17 protein-coding genes are annotated in these 20,084 nt (G+C 55.2%); all 17 read left to right on the forward strand.

Going from position 1 to position 20,084, the window contains the following annotated elements; translation table 11 throughout:
• Positions 1-85 precede the first annotated feature (85 nt).
• The 17 genes from serC to V0R60_RS11065 all read left to right on the forward strand — a co-directional run bounded on the left by serC (position 86) and on the right by V0R60_RS11065 (position 20,080).
• On the forward strand, positions 86-1,171 hold the full coding sequence (gene serC, locus V0R60_RS10985; protein WP_330079678.1) for a 3-phosphoserine/phosphohydroxythreonine transaminase: 1,086 nt from the start codon (positions 86-88) through the stop codon (positions 1,169-1,171).
• The gene (gene pheA / locus V0R60_RS10990; RefSeq protein ID WP_136475067.1) at positions 1,171-2,265 is read left to right on the forward strand and encodes a prephenate dehydratase; all 1,095 of its coding nucleotides are present in this window, start codon (positions 1,171-1,173) and stop codon (positions 2,263-2,265) included. The genes serC and pheA overlap by 1 nt, the downstream gene beginning before the upstream one ends.
• Before the next feature lie 44 nt (positions 2,266-2,309).
• The gene (locus tag V0R60_RS10995) at positions 2,310-4,550 is read left to right on the forward strand and encodes a bifunctional prephenate dehydrogenase/3-phosphoshikimate 1-carboxyvinyltransferase (RefSeq protein ID WP_330079679.1); all 2,241 of its coding nucleotides are present in this window, start codon (positions 2,310-2,312) and stop codon (positions 4,548-4,550) included.
• Positions 4,547-5,230, forward strand: a complete 684-nt coding sequence (cmk, locus tag V0R60_RS11000; RefSeq protein WP_136475069.1) for a (d)CMP kinase — start codon at positions 4,547-4,549, stop codon at positions 5,228-5,230. The genes V0R60_RS10995 and cmk overlap by 4 nt, the downstream gene beginning before the upstream one ends.
• A 125-nt stretch (positions 5,231-5,355) precedes the next feature.
• Complete coding sequence (gene rpsA / locus V0R60_RS11005; protein WP_136475070.1) at positions 5,356-7,032, forward strand: 30S ribosomal protein S1; 1,677 nt, start codon at positions 5,356-5,358, stop codon at positions 7,030-7,032.
• Positions 7,033-7,389: 357 nt separating this feature from the next.
• On the forward strand, positions 7,390-8,055 hold the full coding sequence (locus tag V0R60_RS11010; protein ID WP_330079680.1) for an acetyltransferase: 666 nt from the start codon (positions 7,390-7,392) through the stop codon (positions 8,053-8,055).
• A gap of 1 nt (position 8,056) precedes the next feature.
• Complete coding sequence (locus V0R60_RS11015; protein ID WP_330079681.1) at positions 8,057-8,473, forward strand: MaoC family dehydratase; 417 nt, start codon at positions 8,057-8,059, stop codon at positions 8,471-8,473.
• A gap of 320 nt (positions 8,474-8,793) precedes the next feature.
• Positions 8,794-9,108 carry an integration host factor subunit beta gene (gene ihfB / locus V0R60_RS11020; RefSeq protein ID WP_203542992.1) on the forward strand — a complete coding sequence of 105 codons (315 nt, stop codon included), beginning with the start codon at positions 8,794-8,796 and terminating at the stop codon, positions 9,106-9,108.
• Complete coding sequence (locus V0R60_RS11025; protein ID WP_203542991.1) at positions 9,108-9,347, forward strand: LapA family protein; 240 nt, start codon at positions 9,108-9,110, stop codon at positions 9,345-9,347. The genes ihfB and V0R60_RS11025 overlap by 1 nt, the downstream gene beginning before the upstream one ends.
• Before the next feature lie 118 nt (positions 9,348-9,465).
• Positions 9,466-10,923 carry an MBL fold metallo-hydrolase gene (locus V0R60_RS11030; protein ID WP_330079682.1) on the forward strand — a complete coding sequence of 486 codons (1,458 nt, stop codon included), beginning with the start codon at positions 9,466-9,468 and terminating at the stop codon, positions 10,921-10,923.
• 264 nt (positions 10,924-11,187) lie between these two features.
• Complete coding sequence (locus tag V0R60_RS11035) at positions 11,188-12,231, forward strand: LPS O-antigen chain length determinant protein WzzB (protein ID WP_330079683.1); 1,044 nt, start codon at positions 11,188-11,190, stop codon at positions 12,229-12,231.
• Between the two features lie 193 nt (positions 12,232-12,424).
• Positions 12,425-13,801 carry a Wzz/FepE/Etk N-terminal domain-containing protein gene (locus tag V0R60_RS11040; protein WP_330079684.1) on the forward strand — a complete coding sequence of 459 codons (1,377 nt, stop codon included), beginning with the start codon at positions 12,425-12,427 and terminating at the stop codon, positions 13,799-13,801.
• Between the two features lie 297 nt (positions 13,802-14,098).
• A complete protein-coding gene (gene wbpA, locus V0R60_RS11045) occupies positions 14,099-15,412 on the forward strand; it encodes a UDP-N-acetyl-D-glucosamine 6-dehydrogenase (RefSeq protein WP_330079685.1) in 1,314 nt (437 codons plus the stop codon).
• 73 nt (positions 15,413-15,485) lie between these two features.
• Positions 15,486-16,436, forward strand: coding sequence for a UDP-N-acetyl-2-amino-2-deoxy-D-glucuronate oxidase (gene wbpB, locus V0R60_RS11050; RefSeq protein ID WP_330079686.1), 951 nt, complete (start codon positions 15,486-15,488; stop codon positions 16,434-16,436).
• 79 nt (positions 16,437-16,515) lie between these two features.
• A complete protein-coding gene (locus V0R60_RS11055) occupies positions 16,516-18,384 on the forward strand; it encodes an acyltransferase family protein (RefSeq protein ID WP_330079687.1) in 1,869 nt (622 codons plus the stop codon).
• A gap of 20 nt (positions 18,385-18,404) precedes the next feature.
• On the forward strand, positions 18,405-18,986 hold the full coding sequence (wbpD, locus tag V0R60_RS11060) for a UDP-2-acetamido-3-amino-2,3-dideoxy-D-glucuronate N-acetyltransferase (RefSeq protein WP_330079688.1): 582 nt from the start codon (positions 18,405-18,407) through the stop codon (positions 18,984-18,986).
• Entirely contained in the window at positions 18,983-20,080 is a 1,098-nt protein-coding gene (locus tag V0R60_RS11065) for a DegT/DnrJ/EryC1/StrS family aminotransferase (RefSeq protein WP_330079689.1), read from the forward strand. The genes wbpD and V0R60_RS11065 overlap by 4 nt, the downstream gene beginning before the upstream one ends.
• Positions 20,081-20,084 lie beyond the last annotated feature (4 nt).

Below are 20,084 nucleotides of genomic sequence, written 5' to 3' on the forward strand. Positions count from 1 at the left end.
GTAATCCAGGTGGGGTGGCCGTAGCGCTGCAGGTTTGCAACGCACGGCCCGCTCCCCGGACATCATGAGCAGAGCGAGAGTGGATGTGAGCAAACGAGCCTTTAACTTCTGCGCAGGCCCTGCTGCGCTTCCCGATGCTGTTCTGCAGCGCGCCCAGGCCGAAATGCTGGATTGGAATGGCAAGGGTCTGTCAGTGATGGAAATGAGTCACCGTAGCGACGACTACGTGGCCATTGCCGAAAAGGCCGAGCAGGATCTGCGCGACCTGATGTCCATTCCCACCAACTATAAAGTGCTGTTCCTGCAGGGCGGTGCGAGCCAGCAGTTCGCCGAAATCCCCTTGAACCTGCTGCCTGAAAATGGCACTGCCGACTATATCGAAACCGGTATCTGGTCGAAAAAAGCCATTGAAGAAGCCCGTCGCTTCGGCAACATCAACGTTGCTGCCAGCGCCAAACCCTACGACTACCTGAACATCCCTGGTCAGAACGAGTGGAACCTGACGCCGGGTGCCGCCTACGTGCATTACGCCTCGAACGAGACCATCGGTGGTCTGGAGTTCGACTGGGTGCCGCAGACCGGTGGCGTACCGCTGGTCGTCGACATGTCCTCGGACATCCTTTCCCGTCCGGTCGATGTTTCCGATTTCGGTCTTATCTACGCCGGCGCACAGAAAAACATTGGCCCAAGCGGCCTGGTCGTTGTAATTGTCCGCGAAGACCTGCTCGGTCGCGCCCGCAGCAGTTGCCCGACCATGCTCGACTACAAGGTCGCCGCCGACAACGGCTCGATGTACAACACCCCGGCGACCTATTCCTGGTACCTCTCGGGCCTGGTCTTCGAGTGGCTCAAGGAGCAAGGCGGCGTTGAAGCCATGGAGAAACGCAATCGGGCCAAGAAAGATCGCCTGTACGGCTTTATCGACAGCAGCGAGTTTTACAGCAACCCGATCAGTGCCAACGCCCGTTCCTGGATGAACGTACCGTTCCGCCTGGCTGACGAGCGCCTGGACAAGGCTTTCCTGGCCGGTGCCGACGCCCGTGGCTTGCTCAACCTCAAGGGTCACCGTTCGGTGGGCGGCATGCGTGCCTCCATCTACAACGCCCTGGGCCTGGACGCGGTCGAAGCGCTGGTAGGCTACATGGCTGAATTCGAGAAGGAGCACGCTTGATGTCTGAGCAGGAACTCAAGGCGCTGCGGGTGCGCATTGACAGCCTCGATGAGAAAATTCTCGAGCTGATCAGTGACCGTGCCCGCTGTGCCCAGGAAGTGGCTCGGGTCAAGATGGCAGCACTGCCTGCCGGTGAAGAGCCGATCTTCTACCGCCCGGAGCGTGAAGCCCAGGTGCTCAAGCGCGTCATGGACCGTAACCAGGGGCCCCTGGGTAACGAAGAAATGGCCCGTCTGTTCCGGGAGATCATGTCCTCGTGCCTGGCCCTGGAGCAACCGCTGAAGGTTGCCTACCTGGGGCCTGAGGGTACCTTCACCCAGGCCGCGGCAATGAAGCACTTCGGTCACGCGGTCATCAGCAAGCCGATGGCTGCTATCGACGAAGTGTTCCGCGAAGTGGCGGCCGGTGCCGTCAACTTTGGTGTGGTGCCGGTGGAAAACTCCACCGAAGGTGCCGTCAACCACACCCTGGACAGCTTCCTTGAGCATGACATGGTCATCTGTGGCGAAGTTGAGCTGCGGATTCACCATCACCTGCTGGTGGGTGAAAACACCAAGACCGACAGTATCAGCCGTATCTACTCCCACGCCCAGTCGCTGGCCCAGTGCCGCAAGTGGCTGGACGCCCACTACCCGAACGTCGAACGCGTAGCGGTAGCGAGCAACGCCGAAGCTGCCAAGCGGGTCAAGGGTGAGTGGAACTCGGCTGCCATTGCTGGTGACATGGCTGCAGGTCTGTATGGCTTGACCCGCCTGGCCGAGAAAATCGAGGACCGCCCGGACAACTCCACGCGGTTCCTGATGATTGGTAGTCAGGAAGTGCCACCTACCGGCGACGACAAGACCTCGATCATCGTCTCCATGAGCAACAAGCCGGGCGCCTTGCACGAGTTGTTGGTACCGTTCCACGAGAACGGCATCGACCTCACGCGTATCGAAACCCGTCCGTCGCGCAGTGGTAAATGGACCTACGTGTTTTTCATCGACTTCATCGGTCACCACCGTGATCCGCTGATCAAGGCCGTGCTGGAGCAGATCAGCCAGGAGGCCGTGGCGCTCAAGGTCTTGGGTTCCTATCCAAAAGCGGTACTTTGAAGTAATGAGTGGCGTGCACGCAGATTTGAATAGGGTCCTGCCCCGTGGTTGAAGTCGTGGTAAACAAAGCCGGGCCGCTTATCGGCCGCTTGGTAGTGGTCGGTCTCGGGCTCATTGGTGGCTCGTTCGCCAAAGGGCTGCGCGAAAGCGGCTTGTGCCGCGAAGTGGTCGGTGTCGACCTGGACCCGCAGTCACGAAAAGTGGCGGTGGAGCTGGGTGTGGTCGACCGCTGCGAAGAAGACCTGGCTGTTGCCTGCGTCGGTGCCGATGTCATTCAGTTGGCGGTGCCGATCCTGGCCATGGAAAAACTTCTGGCGCGCCTGGCGCAGCTTGATCTTGGGCAGGCGGTGCTGACAGATGTCGGCAGCGCCAAGGGTAATGTGGTGCGTGCTGCGCGTGAGGCCTTGGGTGGGCATCTGCCTTGCTTCGTGCCCGGGCACCCGATTGCCGGCTCCGAGCAAAGCGGGGTAGAGGCCTCCAATGCTGCGCTGTTTCGCCGTCACAAGGTGATTCTCACGCCGTTGGCTGAAACCGCACCAGAAGCCCTGGCGCTGGTCGATCAGCTCTGGCGTGCGCTGGACGCCGACGTCGAGCACATGCAGGTCGAGCGCCACGATGAAGTACTGGCGGCGACCAGCCACCTGCCGCACCTGCTGGCCTTTGGTTTGGTCGATTCGCTGGCCAAACGCAATGAAAACCTGGATATCTTCCGTTACGCTGCCGGAGGTTTCCGCGATTTCACAAGAATCGCCGGAAGCGACCCGGTTATGTGGCACGACATATTTCTCGCCAACCGCGAAGCTGTTCTGCGCACACTCGATACATTTCGCAGCGACCTCGACGCCTTGCGCGACGCGGTCGATGCAGGGGATGGGCATCAATTGCTGGGCGTCTTCACGCGCGCCCGGGTTGCCCGCGAGCATTTCAGTAAAATCCTGGCCCGCCGGGCCTATGTGGACGCTATGAACTCCAACGACCTGATTTTCCTGGCAAAACCTGGTGGCCAACTGTCTGGCCGAATTCGCGTACCAGGCGACAAATCGATTTCCCATCGCTCGATCATGCTGGGCTCCCTGGCCGAAGGCACCACTGAAGTCGAAGGCTTCCTTGAGGGTGAAGACGCGCTGGCGACCCTGCAGGCGTTCCGCGACATGGGCGTAGTCATTGAAGGCCCGCACCATGGTCGAGTGACCATTCACGGCGTCGGCCTCAATGGCCTGAAGCCGCCGCCGGGCCCGATCTACCTGGGTAACTCCGGCACATCCATGCGCCTGCTCTCAGGCTTGCTGGCCGCGCAACCTTTCGATACCGTGCTGACCGGCGATGCGTCGCTGTCCAAGCGTCCGATGAACCGTGTTGCCAATCCTTTGCGGGAAATGGGTGCGGTGATCGAGACTGCAGCAGAAGGTCGTCCACCGATGACCATTCGTGGCGGTCACAAGCTCAAGGCGCTGACCTACACCCTGCCAATGGCCAGTGCTCAGGTGAAATCCTGCCTGCTGCTGGCCGGCCTGTACGCCGAAGGCAAGACAACCATCACCGAGCCTGCACCTACCCGTGACCACACCGAGCGTATGCTGCGCGGCTTCGGCTACACGGTTGAGGTCGATGGCCCGACTGCCTCCCTGGAAGCAGGCGGCAAGCTCACTGCGACCCACATCGAAGTGCCGGCTGACATCTCCTCGGCAGCTTTCTTCCTGGTAGCCGCGTCGATTGCCGAAGGTTCGGAGCTGGTGCTCGAGCACGTGGGTATCAACCCGACCCGTACTGGTGTGATTGATATCCTCAACCTGATGGGCGGTAGCATCACCCTGGAAAACCAGCGTGAAGTAGGCGGTGAGCCGGTCGCAGACCTGCGCGTACGCGGCGCTAAACTCAAGGGTATCGAGATTCCAGAGCACCTGGTGCCATTGGCTATCGACGAATTCCCGGTGCTGTTCGTAGCCGCGGCGTGTGCTGAAGGGCGCACCGTACTGCGCGGCGCCGAAGAGCTGCGGGTCAAGGAATCCGACCGCATCCAGGTCATGGCTGATGGCCTGCTGACCCTGGGTGTGAAGTGCGAGCCGACTCCGGACGGTATCATCATTGAGGGTGGTCCGATTGGCGGCGGTGAAGTGCACGGGCACGGCGACCACCGTATTGCCATGGCCTTCAGTGTTGCTTCGCTGCGTGCCACTGCGCCAATTCGTATCCATGATTGTGCAAACGTTGCTACTTCGTTCCCGAACTTCCTGTCGCTGTGCGCTGAAGTCGGGATCCGTGTTGCAGAAGAGGGCAAGCCGTGAGCGTAGCGCCAGTTATCACTATCGACGGTCCAAGTGGCTCGGGTAAAGGTACCGTTGCCGGTCTTCTGGCGCGTGAGCTGAACTGGAAACTGCTGGACTCGGGTGCGCTTTATCGCCTGTTGGCGTTCGCTGCCACCAATCATGGCGTTGACCTGACCAATGAAGAGTTGCTGGTCAAGTTGGCGGCACACCTGGATGTGCAGTTTATTGCCGCCGAACCAGGCAAATTGCAGCAGATCATTCTCGAGGGTGAGGATGTCAGCAATGTGATTCGTACCGAAACCGTTGGTGCCGGGGCCTCGATGGTCGCCTCGCTACCTGCGGTGCGTGATGCATTGTTGCAGCGTCAGCGCGCGTTCCAGGAAGCGCCGGGGCTGATCGCCGACGGTCGCGACATGGGTACGGTGGTGTTTCCCGATGCGCCCTTGAAGGTTTTTCTGACCGCCAGCGCCGAGGAGCGTGCCCGTCGACGTTACTTGCAGTTGAAGGGCAAAGGCGAAGATGTTAGTCTGTCGAGTCTGCTAGATGAGATTCGTGCGCGCGATGAGCGTGACACCCAGCGCGCAGTGGCCCCGCTCAAACCGGCGGCCGACGCGATACAGCTGGATTCCACGGAGTTGTCCATCGAGCAGGTGTTGCAACGCATCAAGAGTGAAATCGCACTTCGCGATATCGCCTGATGACCAGGTAAGCAGACAGGGGCACCAGTCAACGTCCTGTCCGCTTTCCTTTATATGAACGAAACCCACATTGTCTGGAATGTGGCTGATGGGCGTATGTTTCGCCCTAATTTACAGGAATTAAAATGAGCGAAAGCTTTGCAGAACTCTTTGAAGAAAGCCTGAAAACCCTCAATCTTCAGCCGGGTGCGATCATCACCGGTATCGTTGTCGACATCGACGGCGACTGGGTTACCGTACACGCTGGCCTGAAGTCCGAGGGCGTCATCCCGCTCGAGCAGTTCTACAACGAAGCTGGCGAGCTGACCATCAAGGTCGGTGACGAAGTTCACGTTGCGCTGGACGCGGTCGAAGACGGCTTTGGCGAAACCAAACTGTCCCGTGAAAAAGCCAAGCGCGCCGAGTGCTGGATTGTTCTGGAAGCAGCTTTCGCCGCCGAAGAAGTGGTCAAGGGCGTTATCAACGGTAAAGTTAAAGGCGGCTTCACTGTCGACGTTAACGGTATCCGTGCGTTCCTGCCGGGCTCCCTGGTTGATGTCCGCCCAGTGCGCGACACCACCCACCTCGAAGGCAAAGAGCTGGAATTCAAGGTCATCAAGCTGGACCAGAAGCGCAACAACGTTGTCGTTTCCCGTCGCAGTGTCCTGGAAGCCGAAAACAGCGCCGAGCGCGAAGCTCTGCTGGAATCGCTGCAGGAAGGCCAGCAGGTCAAAGGTATCGTCAAGAACCTCACCGACTACGGCGCATTCGTTGACCTGGGCGGCGTTGATGGCTTGCTGCACATCACCGACATGGCCTGGAAGCGTATCAAGCACCCATCGGAAATCGTCAACGTTGGCGACGAGATCGATGTCAAGGTTCTGAAGTACGATCGTGAGCGTAACCGTGTATCCCTGGGCCTGAAGCAACTGGGTGAAGACCCATGGGTTGCTATCAAAGCTCGTTACCCAGAAAGCACTCGCGTAATGGCGCGTGTTACCAACCTGACCGACTACGGCTGCTTCGCAGAGCTGGAAGAAGGCGTGGAAGGTCTGGTGCACGTTTCCGAAATGGACTGGACCAACAAGAACATCCACCCTTCGAAAGTCGTACAAGTCGGCGACGAAGTGGAAGTTATGGTTCTGGACATCGACGAAGAGCGTCGTCGTATCTCCCTGGGCATCAAACAGTGCAAGTCGAACCCATGGGAAGACTTCTCTGGCCAGTTCAACAAGGGCGACAAGATCTCCGGCACCATCAAGTCGATCACCGATTTCGGTATCTTCATTGGTCTGGACGGCGGCATCGACGGCCTGGTTCACCTGTCGGACATCTCCTGGAACGAAGTCGGCGAAGAAGCCGTACGTCGCTTCAAGAAGGGCGACGAGCTGGACACCGTCATCCTGTCTGTTGATCCAGAGCGTGAGCGCATCTCGCTGGGCATCAAGCAGCTGGAAAGCGATCCGTTCTCCGAGTACGTTCAAACGAACGACAAGGGTGCAATCGTTAAGGGTGTTGTAAAAGAAGTTGACGCCAAAGGCGCCATCATCACCCTGGCCGACGACATCGAAGCTACTCTGAAAGCTTCCGAAATCAGCCGTGACCGCGTTGAAGACGCGCGTAACGTTCTGAAGGAAGGCGAAGAGATCGAAGCCAAGATCATCAGCGTTGACCGCAAGAGCCGCGTAATCAGCCTCTCCATCAAGTCGAAAGACGACGCTGAAGAGAAAGAAGCCATCCAGAGCCTGAAAGAAACTGCTCCGGAAGCTGCTGATACCACCATGGCCGCGCTGCTGCGTCAGGCAATGGCCAAACAGAACTAAGTTCTGCTTGGATCAAAAAAGGGCGGCCTTCGGGTCGCCCTTTTTTTATGCTTGTTTTCCGCTCAGGTTATCCGGCAAGACGTAGTTGTGTTTGCCAGTCCAGCATGAGTTCATCATCCATGATGGCTCCTTCTACGCGGTAAGGTGGAATTGGCCAGGTCTTGTTCCAGAAACAGCTTCCGAGACTGCAGGGAGAACTCCTTCAGCTATTGCAGCGGGTGCTGCCTTCGACTTGCAAAACTTTGGCTTAGCCCGAGGTGCCCGAGCACGGCGTGCTTGATATGTGGCATCATTCGATATGATCTTCATCTAGGTAGAACCCCTACCATTTTCGCTTGAGTCGTGTGAGGACTTGGAATGTTGCTATACGGAATTGTCGGCGCTGGGGGATTCGGTCGGGAGGTAATGCCTGTCGCCAAGGAATATATAGGAATGGTTTGTCAGGACGCATTCCGCCTTGTATTTATCGATGATGGTGTTACAGAAAAACTTGTTAACGGTTATGAAGTATTAAGTACTGAAGAGTTTTTCTCTACTCCTGCAGATGAGTATCTTTTCAATATTGCCATTGGTAGTGGGAGAACGAGAGAGCGAGTAGCCGAGGCTATGTTAGGTAGAGGGGCTAGGCCATTCAATATATACGCTGTTTCAGGTGTGCGCCTTGATGGCAACTCATTTGGTGAGGGGGCTGTATTGTGCCCACTAACAATCATCACTTCAAATGCCAAGATTGGTAAGTTCTTTCAGGCGAATATTTATTCGTACGTCGCTCATGACTGTGTTATTGGTGACTTTGTTACATTCGCACCCGGTGTAAAATGCAACGGCAATGTAATAGTAGAAAATCATGCTTACATCGGCACTGGAGCCATTATTAAACAAGGTACGCCTGAGAGGCCTATCATAATCGGCGAAGGTGCAATCGTGGGTATGGGGGCTGTTGTAACCAAGAGTGTTTCAGCGGGCGATACCGTCGTTGGCAATCCCGCCAAGCCGTTGGGAAGAAAGGGTTTGGGTGGTTGATATGGATTTCTCCAGTATTCCATTAGATTCTATTTATCCGGGTATGACTGCCAGTTATTCTCAAACTATCACTGATGCCGATATTAAGTCGTTCGCAGGTCTGAGTGGTGACCATAATCCTGTGCATGTTAATAAAGAGTATGCTGAGGCCTCAAGATTTAAAAAACGAATCGCTCACGGTCTAATGTCTGCAGGTTTCTTCTCTGCGATTTTCGGGACGCGACTGCCTGGTTCAGGTTGTGTTTATGTATCTCAAAATCTTTCGTTTTTGAGGCCTGTTTATATAGATGACACTGTTACCGCTACCGTTACAGTAACATCCGTCGATATTTCCAAACGGCGGGTTTTCTTTGATACAGTGTGCGTGGCGAACGGTAAGAAGGTAATAACAGGGTCGGCTGAAATTTTTATACCCTGACTCAAGCCCTCTTTTAAGAGGGCTTTTTCAATTTTGCTAACTCCTATGACCGTCTTGCAAGGGCGCCGATGGCGGGGTGCGTTCCCCGGTTCCTGCTTGTCAGTGGCGAAATCCATGCGTCAGGCCTTCACAGAAAGTCGCTGCAACATTGCCCCCCGCTTGCTTCGACGAGACCCGCCAGTGAAGTCCTTTGGGTTTCTTCATGATGTGTCCGATACAAGTTTCTTCGATTAAGTCAATAACCACCCTGTTCAAAACCTTCAGGTCATGCTAAAAACAATGAAGCAATGATCTAGCTGCTTGATAAAGAAGGGAAAAATATGACGAAGTCGGAGCTGATCGAACGTATTGTCACCCATCAAGGGCTGCTCTCATCCAAGGATGTGGAGCTGGCCATCAAGACCATGCTTGAACAGATGTCCCAGTGCCTGGCGACCGGAGATCGTATCGAGATCCGAGGCTTTGGCAGCTTCTCCCTGCACTACCGTGCGCCACGGGTAGGCCGCAATCCAAAGACGGGGCAGTCGGTCAGTCTTGACGGCAAATTCGTGCCGCACTTCAAGCCTGGCAAAGAACTGCGCGATCGCGTCAATGAAGAAGAGCAAGATGCAGACTGGATGCCAGGGGGCGAGTGATGCGTAATCTCAAGCGCGCCTTGGCGGTATTGTTTGTTCTGGCGCTAGCGTTACTGGTGCTGTTTTTCGTACTGGAAAACCAGCAGACCGTTGCCTTGGTCCTGTTTGGTTGGTCAGCGCCGGAAATGCCCGTCGCAGTTCCTGTGGTTGCCGCGTTGCTGGTCGGACTGGCGATAGGCCCATTGCTCGGGGCTTATGGCGTGCTGCGTAGCAAGCGTCGGTTGCGAGCAACCTCCTAAGGAGGTCTTGCGTGATAATCGGACTTTTCCTAGAGGGGAGTGCGATTCGTCCGGGTTTGGTGCCGAGGAGGGTATGGGACTATAGCGGCCCTCTTTACCAGCCTGGAGCATACCTTCCATGAGGGGCTATCCAACCCTTTCGCATCATGGCGCCACCCGCGGCGTCACTGGCTCCTGCCATCAACTCCACCTGGATGATCACTGCAGTCTGTTGGTGGATTGCGGCCTCGAACAAGGGGCTGACGCACAAGATACCGAACAGCACCTGGGCTTCGATGTTCGTGGTATCGAGGCGCTGGTAGTCACCCATGTTCACCTCGATCATGTCGGCCGCATCCCCGCCTTGTTAGCGGCAGGTTTCAACGGCCCGATACTGTGTAGCGATCCCTCAGCTCGGCTACTGCCGCTTGTGCTGGAAGACGCCTTTAAACTTGGCATCACCAACGAGCCGGCTCAAGTGAAGCGCAACATAGAGCGCATCCAAAAGCTCATCCTGCCTCTGCCTTATGGTCAGTGGCATTCAGTGGTAGACCGCGACAACGTCCAATGTCGAATCCGTCTACAGCGCGCAGGCCACCTGCTTGGCTCCTCTTACGTTGAATGCGAGGTTCAATCTGCAGGTGCTGAAAAAGACACCCGCGTCGTTTTCTCGGGAGACTTGGGAGCACCGTGCAATCCGCTGCTACGCAGCGTCCAGCCGCCTGAGCGTGCCGACATCCTGGTACTCGAAAGCACCTACGGCGACCGCCTGCACCCTGACCGCATGCAGCGCCAGCAACGCCTTGAAGCTGCCATCGATAGAGCACTGGCGGACCAGGGCACCATCATGATTCCGGCATTCAGCCTCGGCCGAACCCAGGAACTGCTGTACGAAATCGAAGACATACTCCACCGCAAAGCACTACTGAAAACCGATGCCAGCGAAAGTGGCAGCGAAACCGACCTGATCCAGTCCATCGATTGGTCCCAACTGCCGATCGTCCTCGACTCCCCCTTGGCTCAACGCATTACCCAGGCCTATCGTGACCTGCACCAGTGCTGGAATGATGAAGCCCGACAACGCCTCAGCGAAGGCCGAGCGCCATTGGGATTCCGACAGCTCATCAGCATCGACACCCACGCCAAACACCAACAAGTCGTCAACTATCTAAAAAGCACCGGCCGCCCAGCCATCGTCATCGCCGGCAACGGTATGTGCTCGGGTGGTCGCATCGTCAACTACCTCAAGGCCATGGTGGGTGATCCCCGCCATGAAGTAGTGTTCGTCGGGCATCAGGTCAAAGGCACCCCAGGAGCAGTCATCCAGGCAAGCGAAGGCGCGTCCGGATTCGTTCAAATCGATCTTGATGCGCAAATGTACGAAGTGCGGGCAAAGGTCATCACCCTGGAAGGCTATTCCGGCCATGCGGACCAGGCGGGCTTGGTCGAATTTGCAATCGGCATGGAGCAACCACCCAGTGAAATAGTGCTGGTGCATGGAGAGGGCAGGGCGAAGCGTGCGTTGAGGGAAGCGCTTCTGCAACGTTTTGCTGAGGTGGGGCGAGAGGTGAAGGCGATGATCCCTGGGTTCGACTGACCGCTTGGCAGATGGGTTGGTTGGTGGTCGGAAGCGATTGAACTTATTGCGCTTTTTGGGGTTCTACTTCAGATATTGCTCCCAATATGGCGAGAGCACCAGCAATTCGAAGAAGTCGCGAGCAGGTTGGCAAAATGCCGCTACGCTACAGATCGGAGAGGGTGGAAATCTTCTGGCTCTGGGGTGATGAGGCCAGTCAAGGCCCGACGATCGCGCTCCTCAAGTACGAATACAGTTAGACGGACCCAAGGAAAATTAGAATAAATGCGCAATGAACCTGAGCGCCGTGGTGACGATGAAATTGATCTGTTTGAGTTGGTGCAAGGAATTTGGCGGCAAAAAATCTGGGTTGCCATCATTGCCTTGCCAATCACTATTTTAGGGATTGCCTATGCATCACTAGCCTCACCTGTCTACGAAGCCAAGCTGTATGTGCAGCCCCCTTCACAGAATGATGTTGCTCAGTTGAATTATGGTCGGGGTGGGGATTCCGGCTTGGGCTTGTTTTCTATCAAGGATGTGTATGAGGTCTATCTCAGATCGCTGCAATCTGAGGCTGTGCGTAACAATTTCTTCCGCACAGTCTATCTAACGACGCTGGGGGAGGAAGAGCGCAGTGGTTCGCGTGATGCGCTTTACAACCAATTCAATGGTTTGCTTAAGGTTGGAATGGCAGCCAAAGACTCTCCGTTGAGATATGTGATCACGGCTAACGTCGAAGATCCTCAGCAGGCGGCGACTTGGGTGGCTACTTACGCTGAGATGGCTGCTGACAAAGCCAAGCGGGAAGTGCTTAGGGGCAACCAAAGCGAGGCGTTGGTCAAAGCGGACAACCTTCAGCAGGAAATTGCCAGCGCCAAGGTCACCGCGCGCAAACATCGCGAGGACGAAATCGTTCAACTTAAGGAGGCGCTACGTGTTGCCCGCTCAATTGGCCTTGAAAAGCCGCCGATTATTTCGGGCGAGGTTTCCAGTGAGGTTTCAGCCGGAATGAACGGAGCGCTCATCTATATGAGGGGTAGCAACGCGCTCGAGGCGGAAATTGCTAACCTTGAATCGCGAGCTTCCGACGACCCGTTTATCAAGGGGCTGCGAGGCAAGCAGGAAAAATTGACTTTCTACCGAAACCTCAAAATCGATCCTTCGCTGATTGCGGTGTATCAGCAGGATGGTGTAGTTGATCAGCCAGACAAGCCGGTAAAACCTCGGAAGGTGATAATTGTACTGCTGAGTGCTTTAGTGGGCCTCGGGCTTGGGGTGGTAGTTGCGTTGGGTCGGGATGTATGGGTCAGACGCAGAGTTGCCTGAGCATAGCGTGGATGCCTTGATAGCAAAGAGACTCCACTTGAGGTTGTTGTGAGGTGACGGATGGTGCGAGAATAGCGCCCCCGTCACTGATGACATGGATTGTACTGATGGATGACTCTGCGATCTGCCGAGCTATGGTCCAAGGACGCCTGTCTTGAGTGAGTGTTGTCCATTCAACAGACAGGCCTAAGCAGTGACTAGTGTTTCTCGCGTTTCAGCAGTGCATCATGCTCAAGATGAGATTGATCTTTTTAATATCCTTCAAGTGCTTTGGCGGCGTAAAGCGCTGATCGTCGGTGCCGGGGTATTATGCGCAGTGTTGGGCGGCTTCTACGCATATATGATTACTCCGATCTACGAAGTGAGTGCGGTATTGCGTCCCGCTGCGTTGAACGACCTCGACTTGTTGAACCGATCCAAAGTTTATAGTCTGCCACCGGACAAAGCGCTGAAGCGGCTCGGGGCTACATTAGATTCGTATGATGCCCGCTGGAGCTTTTTCCGATCCAGACCTGAGTTGGTCGAGGCCTACAGTTCACTGGGGCAGTCTCCAGAACAAGCCTTCAGTAACTTCAATTCAGGTAGTTTGAAAGTAATTCAGCCTGACCTTAAGAAAGCAAATCCATTAAGTTCCTTTATTGGCGTAGACTTGCGCTATGAAGAGGGGGTGGATGGTGTCTCTGTTCTCAATGATTTTGTGGCGTATGCTATATCGCGCGAGCGGGCTCAGTTGACCCAAGATATCCAGGTGATTATCGGTAACCGCCTTCAGGAAATAGATGACCAGCTCAAGTCCGCTGAAGTGGAATATGGTGCTAAGAAAGAAAGCCGAATTGCCAAGTTAGTGGAAAGTGACGATATTAAGCGAGCAGAGTTGCAGGATGAATTAAAGGCGCTGCGAGTTCAGTTGAAAATGCAACGCGAGGCTCGCTTGGCCCAGCTTGATGAAGCAATCTCGATCGCGAGAAGCCTAGGTATCAGAAGGCCGTCAACCCCATCATCCATGGGGCAAGATTCGCTGGGTAGTGCAAACGTGATCCGCACTGAGGTGAATAATCAACAGATTCCCATGTACTTCTTGGGCACCGATGCCCTCGAAGCTGAGCGCAATACTTTGCGTAAGCGTAGCTCAGATGATTTTACATCGCCCCGGGTCGCTCAGATTCGCAAGCAGTTGATCCTATTGGAGTCCAATCGTAAGGTTGAAACGCTTAAGGCCCGAAAAAATGAAACGCTGTTTCTTGAAGGCATCGAATCACTGCGTGTAGAGCGTATGCGCCTTCAAGGTATCAATACAGATATGTCGCAGCTACGACTGGTCGATGTGGATCAACAGGCAGTAGCACCGAACCGTCCAGTCAAACCACGTAAAGTCTTGATTGTCTTATTTGCATTGGTTGCAGGGCTTGTGCTTGGGGCCATCATTGCACTGGCACGCGGGATGATAAAAACCAGATTACGTCATCTCAAAACCCTTGAAATTGAGGGCTCTGCTGAGCGAGTGGTGGCGTCAGGTATGGTCGGCAGCGAAACGAGAAATCAAAGAGATCCTACCTCTGCAACTGGATGATGTTAGGGTGACATCGTTTTGGTGTGACCCTTTTGATGTTGGATTCCGGCTAGCAGATAAGATCGCCATTCATGCAAACTTCGATAGAACATTGGTGGGTGAGTCCTTATGATTGCAGCTGCTTTCATAGGGCTTCCCATGTGGCGCTATGTCGATCTGGACAGTTCCGGCCGCAGCTAAGCGAGACGTAAGGGCGGCATGCGGTTCGCTCGTATGTCGAACGAATTTTAGGGAGTGAAGCCCTCTGTGGCATAAACGGCGCGCAAGGGTAGGTTAATTCAAGGTGAGTTGCGAGAAATGACAGACATTAAACAAACAGCAGTAGAGAAGTTCAAAAGCAGGCAGGCCTTGATTGGTATTGTTGGTCTCGGCTACGTAGGCTTGCCACTGATGCTGCGTTACAACGCTATTGGCTTTAATGTCCTGGGCATCGATATCGATGACGCTAAGGTCGATAAGCTCAATGCCGGTCAGAGCTACATCGAACATATCCCCGCCGCCAACATCGCCAAGGCACGCCAGAGTGGCTTCGAAGCAACGACCGACTTTACTCGTGTGTCCGAGTGCGATGCGTTGATTCTCTGCGTGCCTACCCCGTTGAACAAGTATCGCGAGCCGGACATGAGTTTCGTGATCAACACCACCGACGCGCTTAAGCCTTACTTGCGTGCTGGACAGGTGGTATCGCTGGAAAGCACGACCTACCCAGGTACCACTGAAGAAGAGTTGTTGCCGCGTGTGCAGGAAGGTGGTCTGGTTGTCGGTGAGAACATCTTTCTGGTGTACTCCCCTGAGCGTGAAGACCCGGGCAACCCGAATTTTGAAACCCGCACCATCCCGAAAGTCATCGGCGGTCACACGCCGCACTGCCTGGAGGTGGGCGTCGCGCTCTACGAACAAGCAATCGATCAAGTCGTGCAGGTGAGCTCCACCAAGGCAGCTGAAATGACCAAGCTGCTTGAAAACATTCACCGAGCTGTAAATATCGGCCTAGTCAACGAAATGAAAATTGTTGCCGACCGCATGGGTATCGACATTTTCGAAGTCGTCGATGCAGCTGCCACCAAACCGTTCGGCTTTACGCCTTACTATCCTGGCCCAGGTCTGGGTGGCCACTGCATCCCGATCGACCCTTTCTACCTGACCTGGAAAGCGCGCGAATACGGCTTGCACACCCGCTTCATCGAGTTGTCCGGTGAGGTCAACCAAGCCATGCCTGAGTACGTCCTGGGCAAACTGATGGATGGTCTCAACGACGCAGGCAAGGCACTCAAAGGCAGCCGAATCCTGGTGCTCGGCATCGCGTATAAAAAGAATGTCGACGACATGCGTGAATCGCCATCCGTTGAAATCATGGAGTTGATCGAAGCCAAGGGCGGCGTTGTTGCCTACAGCGACCCTCATGTGCCTGACTTCCCGAAAATGCGCGAGCATCATTTTGAGCTGAGCAGCGAGCCACTGACCGCTGAAAACCTGGCAAGTTTCGACGCTGTGGTACTGGCCACCGATCACGACAAGTTCGATTACGCACTGATCGCGTCCAAGGCCAAGCTGATTGTGGACAGTCGCGGCAAGTACCGCGCCCCGGCAGCTCACATCATCAAAGCTTGATTGCGTCATCCGAAGTTGCGATCCGCCTGTGCTTCCCGGCCAGGCGGATTAATTCGTTTTATAAGGACCCTTCATGAAAAACTTTGCACTTATAGGCGCTGCTGGCTACATCGCACCTCGTCATATGCGCGCTATCAAAGACACTGGCAATCGCTTGGTCTCTGCTTACGATATCAACGATTCGGTCGGCATCATCGACAGCATTTCGCCGCAGAGTGAGTTTTTTACCGAGTTCGAGTTCTTCTACGATCACGCTTGCAACCTCAAGCGCGACCCGGCAACTGCGCTGGACTATGTCGCTATCTGCTCGCCGAACTACCTGCACTACCCGCACATCGCCGCTGGCCTGCGCCTGGGCTGCGATGTCATCTGCGAAAAACCGCTGGTGCCGACTCCGGAAATGCTTGATCAATTGGTCTTGATCGAACAGGAAACCGGCAAGCGTTTGTACAACATCCTGCAACTGCGTCACCACCAGGCGATCATCAACCTGAAAGACAAGGTTGCTCGCGAAAACAATCCGCACAAGTATGAGGTCGACCTGACCTATATCACGTCGCGCGGTAACTGGTATCTGAAAAGCTGGAAAGGCGATCCACGCAAGTCGTTTGGCGTAGCCACCAACATTGGTGTGCACTTCTACGACATGCTGCACTTTATCTTCGGCAAGCTGCAGCGCAACGTTGTGCACTTCACCAACGAGCACAAGGCGGCTGGTTACCTTGAGTACGAGAAAGCCCGAGTACGCTGGTTCCTTTCGGTCGATGCCGATGACCTGCCAGAATCGGTCAAGGGCAAGAAGCCAACCTACCGTTCCATCACTGTCAACGGTGAAGAAATGGAATTCTCCGAGGGCTTCACTGACCTGCACACCACCAGCTACGAGGAGATCCTCGCGGGTCGTGGTTACGGCATCGAAGATGCGCGCCACTGCGTGGAGACGGTCAATACCATTCGCAGTGCAGCCATCGTCAGCGCCACTGATAACGAGGCTCACCCATTCGTCGCTGCGCTGAAGCGCTGAGTCAGTGGTCCAAGAGGGTGGCCTTTAAGCGCCACCCCTGCTTAGTGATGTGATTCAACAGCAAGGTGGCGAGCTACGCGTGTCTAGAGATAATTCCAAACTGCTGGATGCTGCGCAGAGCGCGCGTTCGCACAATACCATCAGGCTGGATGTCCAGGGCTTGCGTGCCGTTGCCGTGCTGGCGGTGCTTGCATTTCACGCCAACAGTGCCTGGCTGAGCGCCGGCTTCATCGGTGTTGATGTGTTTTTTGTGATTTCCGGTTTCATCATCACCGCGCTACTGGTCGAGCGCAGTGAAAGCATTAATCTTCTGACATTCTACGGCAGTCGGATAAAGCGAATTCTCCCGGCTTACTTTGTCATGCTGGCCGTGGTCGCGGCGGTCTCAGCAATACTATTATTGCCAGCGGACTTCGACCTGTTCTACAAGAGCTTCAGGTCGGCAAGCCTGTTTACCAGCAACAGCTATTTCGCTGATTTCGGCAGCTACTTTGCGCCGCGTGTTGAAGAGCTACCACTTCTGCATACCTGGTCACTGGCCATTGAAATGCAGTTTTACCTGATATTTCCGCTGCTCATTGTCTGCCTGCCACGCCGATGGTTGGTGCCGGCGTTTGTGCTGCTTGCCGTTGCTTTGTTTATCTGGAGTGGTTTTCAAGCGCTCGAAGACAAGTCGGGCAAGCTTTACTTTTCATTGAGCGCACGAATCCCCGAGTTTCTGCTGGGGGCGTTGGTCGCCTTGGTGATCAAGGGGCGTGAGTTGCCATTGTCGTTGGCCAGTATTCTCGGTTTCGTTGGCGCCCTGCTCGTCACTTTCAGCGTCGTGGCGATAGATAAGCAGGGATTTCCCGGATTCTGGTCTGTGCTTCCCTGTCTTGGTGCAGCCCTGGTCATTGCCGCGCGTCGTGGTCCGGTCAACAGCCTGCTCGCCAGCGCACCGATGGTCTGGGTCGGTGGTGTTTCCTATTCATTGTATTTGTGGCATTGGCCGATTTTGGCGTTCGTTCGCTACTACACCGGCCAATATGAACTGACATTGCCCTGGCTGGTTGCATTTGTCATCTGCTCATTCCTCTTTGCCTGGCTTTCGTACCGTTTCATTGAAACCCCAATTCGTCAGGTCAGTGGCCTATGTCAGCAGTTGCCGAAATGGATAGGCGCTGCAATCTGTTTTTTTGTCCTTGTAGCCTTGGCAAGGCAGATGAATGGCTGGTTGGTTGAGCCGCTGCCCGTGGAAATGACCCGCTATGCACCGCCTGAGCAAATTTGTCACGGTGTTCAGGTTGGCGCCTGCAAGCGAGGCAGTGCCGACGTTGAGCCGTCTGTACTGGTTATTGGCGATAGCCATGCCGCCCAGCTCAATTTCTTTTTTGATGAGGTCGGCAATCAGACCCACACCGCCTATCGTGTGTTGACCGGGAGCAGCTGCGTGCCGATTCCCGGTTTCGATGTTGAGCGCTTGCCTGCCTGGGCACGAAAAGCTTGTTTGTCGCAGATGCAGGCCGTTTCTGCGGAGTTGCCGACTGCGCGCCAAATAATAATTGCCGGTATGTGGCAATATCAGATGCAAAGCCCGGCGTTTGTCGATGCACTCAAGCGGTTCCTGACGCAAAGCGCAGTTGCCCACAAGCAGGTACTGGTGCTTGCACAGATTCCGATGTTTGAGACCGATGTGATGAGGGTGCGTCGCTTTACTGAGCTCGGTCTACCGGCGCCGTTATCCTTCAACAAGGAATGGAGTGTTGCCAACCAGCAGGTCGAAGCGCTGGGCAAAGGTCTGCCAGGCGTACGTTTCCTGAACTTCTCAGAAAGCAGTTTCTTTGGGCAGGCGCCTTATTTGCAGGGTGGGCTGATCTACCGTGACAGCCACCACCTGAATGAAGTCGGTGCTCGTCTGTATGGCCGCTTCGCTGCGACACAATTGCAGCACGTGTTCGATAACCCTTAGTTCAAAATGAGTCTACAGCCATGAGTCATTACCAGCACTCCAGCGCCATCGTCGACGAAGGCGCGCAAATCGGTGAAGATTGCCGGATCTGGCATTTCGTGCACGTGTGTAGCGGCGCCCAAATCGGTGCCGGTGTTTCGCTTGGACAGAACGTATTCGTCGGCAACAAGGTCGTGATCGGTGACCGTTGCAAGGTCCAGAACAACGTTTCGGTCTACGACAATGTTGTGCTCGAAGACGGCGTCTTCTGCGGCCCGAGCATGGTTTTTACCAATGTCTACAATCCACGGTCGTTGATCGAGCGTAAGGATCAGTACCGAGACACGCTGGTAAAGAAGGGCGCCACCTTGGGTGCTAACTGCACCATCGTATGCGGCGTGACGATTGGTGAATACGCCTTTGTAGGCGCCGGCGCAGTAATCAATAAAGATGTCCCAGCCTATGCCTTGATGGTCGGAGTCCCTGCCCGGCAGATCGGCTGGATGAGCGAATTTGGCGAGCAGCTGGAGTTGGATGCGAAAGGCGAAGCTGTATGCTCGCATACCGGTGCGCGCTATGTACTCAATGGTAATGCCCTGAACAAGGTGGACATAGAATCATGATTGAATTTATCGATCTGAAGAGCCAGCAGGCTCGAATCAAGGACAAGATCGACGCCGGTATCCAGCGTGTCCTGAGTCACGGCCAGTACATCTTGGGTCCTGAAGTTCAAGAGCTAGAAGAGCGTCTGGCCGCCTTCGTCGGTGCCAAGTACTGCATCACCTGCGCCAACGGAACCGATGCGCTGCAGATTGTGCAGATGGCTTTCGGCATTGGCCCAGGTGATGAAGTGATCACTCCGGGCTTTACCTACATTGCCACCGCCGAAACCGTGGCCCTCCTGGGTGCCAAGCCGGTCTACGTCGACATTGATCCTCGTACGTATAACCTTGATCCGCAATTGCTTGAGGCCGCAATCACCCCGCGTACCAAAGCTATTATCCCGGTGTCGCTGTATGGCCAATGCGCCGATTTCGATGCCATCAATGCTATTGCCGCTAAGTACAACATCCCAGTGATTGAGGATGCGGCGCAAAGCTTTGGTGCATCCTACAAGGGCCGGCGCTCCTGCAATCTCAGCACCGTTTCGTGCACCAGTTTCTTCCCTAGCAAGCCACTGGGTTGTTACGGAGATGGTGGCGCGATATTCACCAACGATGAAGATTTGGCGAAGGTGATTCGGCAAGTCGCCCGGCATGGTCAGGATCGTCGTTATCACCACGTGCGGGTAGGAGTGAACAGTCGCATCGATACTTTGCAGGCTGCGATATTGTTGCCCAAGTTGGATATTTTCGAGGAAGAGATTGCTCTGCGTCAGCAAGTAGCTGGGTATTACAGTTCTCAACTGGAGGCGGTCGGGATTTCCAGTCCTTTTGTGGCACCTGAAAGCCTTAGTGCGTGGGCTCAGTTTACCGTTCAGGTTGATCAGCGCGATGACGTTCAATCGCAGCTGAAGTCGAAAGGGATTCCAACTGCCGTTCATTACCCGATCCCGTTGAACCGACAACCCGCTGTGAGTGATGACTCCGTTCACCTGCCTGTTGGCGACGCAGTGGCCGAGCGGGTGATGAGCTTGCCGATGCACCCCTACCTTGCGCAAGAAGAAGTTGTACGTATCGTTGCTGCTTTGGCTGAAGTCAGTACGGTCCACGCATGAAGCT

Source organism: Pseudomonas auratipiscis (assembly GCF_036324085.1).
In the GTDB taxonomy this organism is placed as follows: Bacteria; Pseudomonadota; Gammaproteobacteria; order Pseudomonadales; family Pseudomonadaceae; genus Aquipseudomonas; species Aquipseudomonas auratipiscis.

What these genes read in the sequence shown, in the direction of transcription:
- V0R60_RS11030 (WP_330079682.1), top strand. Translation starts at nt 9,466, where the DNA reads ATGAGGGGCTATCCAACCCTTTCGCATCATGGCGCCACCCGCGGCGTC.
- ihfB (WP_203542992.1), top strand. Translation starts at nt 8,794, where the DNA reads ATGACGAAGTCGGAGCTGATCGAACGTATTGTCACCCATCAAGGGCTG.
- wbpB (WP_330079686.1), top strand. Translation starts at nt 15,486, where the DNA reads ATGAAAAACTTTGCACTTATAGGCGCTGCTGGCTACATCGCACCTCGT.
- V0R60_RS11025 (WP_203542991.1), top strand. Translation starts at nt 9,108, where the DNA reads ATGCGTAATCTCAAGCGCGCCTTGGCGGTATTGTTTGTTCTGGCGCTA.
- pheA (WP_136475067.1), top strand. Translation starts at nt 1,171, where the DNA reads ATGTCTGAGCAGGAACTCAAGGCGCTGCGGGTGCGCATTGACAGCCTC.
- V0R60_RS11010 (WP_330079680.1), top strand. Translation starts at nt 7,390, where the DNA reads ATGTTGCTATACGGAATTGTCGGCGCTGGGGGATTCGGTCGGGAGGTA.
- rpsA (WP_136475070.1), top strand. Translation starts at nt 5,356, where the DNA reads ATGAGCGAAAGCTTTGCAGAACTCTTTGAAGAAAGCCTGAAAACCCTC.
- V0R60_RS11035 (WP_330079683.1), top strand. Translation starts at nt 11,188, where the DNA reads ATGCGCAATGAACCTGAGCGCCGTGGTGACGATGAAATTGATCTGTTT.
- V0R60_RS11065 (WP_330079689.1), top strand. Translation starts at nt 18,983, where the DNA reads ATGATTGAATTTATCGATCTGAAGAGCCAGCAGGCTCGAATCAAGGAC.
- wbpD (WP_330079688.1), top strand. Translation starts at nt 18,405, where the DNA reads ATGAGTCATTACCAGCACTCCAGCGCCATCGTCGACGAAGGCGCGCAA.
- wbpA (WP_330079685.1), top strand. Translation starts at nt 14,099, where the DNA reads ATGACAGACATTAAACAAACAGCAGTAGAGAAGTTCAAAAGCAGGCAG.
- V0R60_RS11015 (WP_330079681.1), top strand. Translation starts at nt 8,057, where the DNA reads ATGGATTTCTCCAGTATTCCATTAGATTCTATTTATCCGGGTATGACT.